A 5,304-nucleotide genomic window follows, 5' to 3' on the forward strand; every position below is an offset into this window, starting at 1 on the left:
GGCGACCACCGGGCCACCCCCGGGCGGGCGCTCACGGGTCCAGCGGATCCCGGGCCGGGCGGTGGGGCGGGCCGGGCCGACCACCACCGTGGTCCGGGCGTCCGCGCAGGCGGCGAGCACCCGGTCCAGCAGGGTGGTCCCGCCGATGGTCAGGCCGGGCTTGTCGGCCCCGCCGAGCCGCCGGGCGGCGCCCCCGGCCGGGACGATCGCGTCGTACGGCGTCATGCCGCCAGTATCCGCCGCGGGGCTCAGGCGGTGTTCCCGGGCTCCTCGTCGGCTTCGGCGGCGTCGTCGGCGCCCGCCTCGCCCGGTTCCTCGCCCGGCTCGGTGGTGTCGTCCGGCTCGTCGTCCGCGTCCCCGGCGCCGTCCTCGTCCGGCTCCGTGTCCGGCTCGGCGGCCGGCTCCGCGTCGGTGGTGGCGGCCGTGTTGGCGACGGCGCTCAGCTCCAGCACGGCCGGCAGGGTCAGCTCCCCGTACCGCTGGTTCACCGCCGCCACCAGCGCCTCCGCGTCGTCCGGGTGCTCGGCCAGCAGCCGGTCGAAGTCCTGCAGGTACTCCCCGGTGAACGCCAGCACCCGGTCCGCGTCGTCGCCCTGGTCGGGCGCCCGGTGCCCGGCGATCACCCGGTCCGCGCCGAGCTCGGCGATCCGGCCCAGGTTGCGGACCCACTCGGTGCGCTGCTCCGGCGTGGTGTCGGCGGTCCAGACGTGGGTGCCGTTGTACGCGAAGTCGCCGGCCACCACGGTGCGGACGCTCGGCACGTGCACCACCGTGGAGCCGCCGCAGTCGCCCTGCCCGAGCAGCAGGACCGGGATCACCTGCCGGTCGATCATCAGCGGCTGGGGCAGCAGCGGCGCCGGGACCAGCGGGTGGTCCGGGATGTCGTCGCCGAACACCGGCTTCCACTGGGCCACCTTCGCGGCGGCGGTGCGCAGGATACCGTCGACGACGGACGGCGCGGCCAGCAGCCGCGCCTCGGGGAAGAGCCGCAGCACCTCCTCGGCGCCGAAGTAGTGGTCGGGGTGCTGGTGGGTGATCACGATGGCGAGCAGCCGGCGGCCCTTGCCCGCCACCCACTCGGCCAGCTCGCGGCCGGCGCTGCGGGTGAGCTGGGCGTCGACCAGGATCGCCGTGTGCTCGCCGAGGATCAGCGTGGAGGTGGCGAAGAAGGCCGACTCGGGGCCGGTGAAGACGTCGACCTCCAGCGGCCGGACCGGCGCACCGGCGGCGGGCACCGCGTCGACCGGGTCCGCGCCGGCGTTCTCCTCGGACTCCTCGGGCGACGACGTCACTGGCTGCTCCCTCTGGTTAACGGTTCCGCGCCCTACAGCATGGGAGCACGGCGCGCGGAAAGCGCGGAAGGCGCGCCCGGCGGGGGCACGCCTTCGCGATCATGTGTCCGGGTGGTGACGCTGCGCGGTGGCGGTCAGCCCTTGCGGCCGGTCAGCTTGGCGACGCGGTCCGCGACGCCCCAGGAGGTGACCCGCCAGAGCGCCTCGGCCACGATGCTCCGGCTCATCTTGGACGCGCCCAGCTCCCGCTCGACGAAGGTGATCGGCACCTCGGCGACCTTGAAGCCGGCCTTCACCGTGCGCCAGGCCAGGTCGACCTGGAAGCAGTAGCCGGCCGAGGCGACCTCGTCCATGCCGAGGCCGAGCAGGGTCTCCTTGCGGAACGCCCGGTAGCCGCCGGTGACGTCCCGGATCGGCACGCCCAGCATCAGCCGCGAGTAGGTCGAACCGCCGCGCGAGAGCAGCAGCCGGGACTTCGGCCAGTTCACCACCCGGCCGCCGGGGACCCAGCGCGAGCCGAGCACCAGGTCGGCGCCACGCAGCGCGGTCAGCAGCCGGCCCAGCTCCTCCGGGCGGTGGGAGCCGTCGGCGTCCATCTCGACGAGCACGTCGTAGCCCTCGTCGATGCCCCAGCGGAAGCCGGCCAGGTAGGCGGCGCCCAGCCCCTCCTTGCCCTTGCGGTGCATGACGTGCACCTGGGGGTCCTCGGCGGCCAGCTTGTCGGCCAGCTCGCCGGTCCCGTCCGGGCTGTTGTCGTCCGCGACGAGGACGTGCACCTCGGGGACGGCGGCGCGCACCCGGCCGACGATGCGCTCGACGTTCTCCGCCTCGTTGTAGGTGGGGATGATCACCAGCACCCGGCCGAGATCGGCGAAACCCTGCTGGTTGACGGTCACGTACTAACCTCTCGGCCGGTGGCGGGACGTGCCGGTCACCATTGCCCGCACTCATCGGAAGACACAGTCCCGGCCGGCACCCCGCCGACCCGGACGACACCGTGGAAAACACTGGGTCCTGGCATCCTACTACCGCGTCCTCGGACCACCCCTCCTCCCGAGGCACTCCCGGCCCGCCCCCGCCGTTTCCACCGGGGAGGCGCAGGTCGGCTAGGGTCGATGCCCGGCCTGTGCCCGGATGCCCGAACCCGTCCGCCCCCGCCCGCGGCCGCCTGACGGCGGCGAGGCCCACCAGCCACTGCAGCAAGGAGCAGGACCGCGCCCATGGACAAGCTCGTCAACACCGTCCGCCCGTACGCCTGGGGTTCGGTCACCGCGCTCCCCGAGCTGCTCGGGCAGGAGCCGACCGGCGAACCGCAGGCCGAGCTGTGGATGGGCGCCCACCCCGGCGACCCCTCCCGGGCGGACCGGGGCGACGGGCCGCGCCGGCTGGACGAGCTGATCGCCGCCGACCCGGCGGGCGAGCTGGGCGCCGCCTCGGTGGCCCGGTTCGGCCCCGCCCTGCCGTTCCTGCTCAAGGTCCTCGCCCCGGGCATCCCGATCTCCATCCAGGCCCACCCCTCGCTCGACCAGGCCCGCGCCGGGTACGCCGCCGAGAACGCCCTGGGGATCCCGCTGGACGCCCCGCACCGGAACTACCGGGACGCCAACCACAAGCCCGAACTCATCTGCGCGCTGGGCGACTTCGACGGCCTCTGCGGCTTCCGCCGGCCCGCCGACGCGGCCGCGCTGCTGGCCGGTCTCGGGGTGCCCGCGCTGGCGCCGGTGGTCGCCCTGCTGGGCGCCGAGGACGAGTCCGAGGCGCTCAGCCGCGCGCTGGCCGCCGTCCTCACGCTGTCCGGACCGCAGGCCGCGGAGGCCGTCCGGGACACCGCCGAGGCGGTCGGCAAGGCCGTCGCCGAGGACCCGGACGGGCCGTACGCGCCGTACCTCCGGATCGCCCGGGACTTCCCGGGGGACGTCGGGCTGATCGCCGGAATGCTGCTCAACCACGTCCTGCTGCGCGCCGGCGAGGCGCTCTACCTGGGCGCCGGCGTCCCGCACGCGTATCTGCACGGCGTCTGCGTCGAGCTCCAGGCCAACTCGGACAACGTGCTGCGGGCCGGGCTCACCCCCAAGCACATCGACGTGCCGGAACTGCTCCGGGTGGTCGAGTTCGCCTCCTGCGCGCCCGCCCCGCTGCGGCCGGTCGCGGTCGACGGCACGCCCGGCGAGGAGCTCTACCCGGTGCCGATCGACGAGTTCCGGCTCTCCCGCTTCGTCCTGGACCGGGAGGCCCGGACGGTGGACGGCTCCGCCGCCCAGATCCTGCTCTGCACGGACGGCGCCGTCCGGCTGACCGGCGCCGACGGCGGCGTCCTGGACCTCGCCCGCGGCGAGTCCGCCTTCCTTCCCGCGACCGGTGCCGCGACCCGGCTCGACGGGCCCGGCGCGACCGTCTTCCGGGCCACCGTCACGCTCTGAACCGCCCCGCGCGGGCCGGCCGTCCGACGGGCGCCGCCACCGGCCCGGCACCACCGGGCCCGGATGCGCCGCGTCCCCGGCCCGGCGCGTGACAGCGGCCGGAACGGGGACGGCGACAGCGGCGGCCCGGGCTCAGGCCGCCGGGACGACTCCGGCCTCGACCGGCGCCCGGCCGGCGGGCTGCCCCTCCTGCGCCGCGTCGACGGTCCGCCGCGGTGGCTCCGGAGGCCCGGACGGCGGCCCGGACGGCGGAGTTCCGGGGAACCTCCGCTCGATCGCCTTCAGCAGCTTGCGTCCCAGCTTCTGGAACGGCAGCTCCACCAGCCGGTACAGCAGGTAGGCGGCCGCCAGCGCGATCGCCAGGTACTCCAGCGTCCAGAGCGTCTTGCCGCCCGTGGTGGTCGGCATCGGCTGCGCCAGGTGCGGGGCGATGGTGTGCAGCAGCGGCACGTGCAGCAGGTAGAGCGAGAAGCTGACCGAGCCGAGCCAGGTCAGCGGCTTCGGGAACCGCTTCTTGCGCAGCAGCATCGCGCCCAGGAAGGTCGCCCAGGCGCCCGTGAAGGACGTCGACCAGGCGATCCAGCCGGAGTTCCAGGTGTTCAGCTCGACGCCGTTGCGGTTGTACATCCAGCCGATCGCCACACCCGCGACCACCACGAAGCCGCAGCAGAGCCAGGCCTGGAGACGCTCGATCTGGCCGTGCTCGGCGCGGTACAGCACGGTGCCGGCGAACATCGTGGCGAAGATCAGCAGCGTCTCGAAGACCGGGGCGCGGCTGTTGAGGAACAGCAGCACCAGGGCGAGGCCGGCCACCAGCAGGGCGCCGGTCCGGGCCAGCGCCTGATTGCCGCTCAGCATGCACAGGAACCCCATGACCACGATCAGCACCGCCGCCAGCACCAGGTGCCGGGTGGCGTCCAGCGACTGGGCGAGGGTGTTGGTGGCGAGCGAGCCGCCGAACACCAGGGCGATCGCCGCGAAGCCGACCGCGATGCCGCCGCTGCGCCGGTGCCAGCCGAGCGTGAACAGACCGGTGACCAGGAAGTAGAAGACCATCTCGTAGGTGAGGGTCCAGGTCACGCCCATGCCGTTCACCACGTTCAGCATGTCCTGGAGCATCGTCGCGTTGGCCGCGAGCGAGATGAGGTTGTGACCGGTGCGGAAGAGCGCCACCGAGCCGTCGCCCTCGGGCAGCATCAGGATCGAGACCGTGAAGGCGGCGATCAGCGCCGGGTAGATCCGGAACAGCCGGCCCACCCAGAACGCCCGGACGTCGCCCCGGCGTTCCAGCGATGCCGGGATGATGTAGCCGCTGACCAGGAAGAACAGCATGACGCCGTACAGTCCCAGGTCGAAGTGCTCCCAGACCGCCCCGCCGAACGGCAGCAGCTCCAGGATCCCGAAGTGGTGCAGCGCCACCACCAGGGCCGCGATCCCGCGCAGGGCGTCCAACCAGCCCAGACGCGCACCGGCGGCCGAGGCCGGCGTTCCCCGCTCGGCACCACGGAACCTGCCGGGAAGCCGCCGTCTTATCTGATTCACGGGGAGGACAGTAACCCATCGCCCGGAGACGCGTCGTTCCCGGAGTACCC

General features: G+C 74.1%; 5 protein-coding genes. 1 reads left to right on the forward strand and 4 read right to left on the reverse strand.

What is annotated here, in order from left to right; genetic code table 11:
* The 3 genes from mobA to ABD308_RS08355 all read right to left on the reverse strand — a co-directional run.
* Positions 1-225, reverse strand: a 225-nt coding sequence (gene mobA / locus ABD308_RS08345) for a molybdenum cofactor guanylyltransferase (protein ID WP_344329901.1), incomplete at its 3' end; no start/stop codon positions are given.
* A gap of 23 nt (positions 226-248) precedes the next feature.
* The gene (locus ABD308_RS08350; RefSeq protein WP_344329907.1) at positions 249-1,292 is read right to left on the reverse strand and encodes an MBL fold metallo-hydrolase; all 1,044 of its coding nucleotides are present in this window, start codon (positions 1,290-1,292) and stop codon (positions 249-251) included.
* A gap of 134 nt (positions 1,293-1,426) precedes the next feature.
* Positions 1,427-2,188 (reverse strand): polyprenol monophosphomannose synthase, encoded by a 762-nt coding sequence (locus ABD308_RS08355; protein WP_344329912.1) that lies wholly within the window; start codon positions 2,186-2,188, stop codon positions 1,427-1,429.
* 324 nt (positions 2,189-2,512) lie between these two features.
* Between ABD308_RS08355 and manA the strand changes: the two genes are divergently transcribed.
* Positions 2,513-3,712 carry a mannose-6-phosphate isomerase, class I gene (gene manA, locus ABD308_RS08360; protein WP_344329919.1) on the forward strand — a complete coding sequence of 400 codons (1,200 nt, stop codon included), beginning with the start codon at positions 2,513-2,515 and terminating at the stop codon, positions 3,710-3,712.
* Between the two features lie 132 nt (positions 3,713-3,844).
* Here manA and ABD308_RS08365 read toward each other — a convergent pair whose 3' ends face one another.
* Positions 3,845-5,254, reverse strand: a complete 1,410-nt coding sequence (locus ABD308_RS08365; RefSeq protein WP_344329923.1) for an acyltransferase family protein — start codon at positions 5,252-5,254, stop codon at positions 3,845-3,847.
* Between the last annotated feature and the right edge of the window lie 50 nt (positions 5,255-5,304).

It is taken from the genome of Kitasatospora putterlickiae, assembly GCF_039527695.1.
In the GTDB taxonomy this organism is placed as follows: Bacteria; Actinomycetota; Actinomycetes; order Streptomycetales; family Streptomycetaceae; genus Kitasatospora; species Kitasatospora putterlickiae.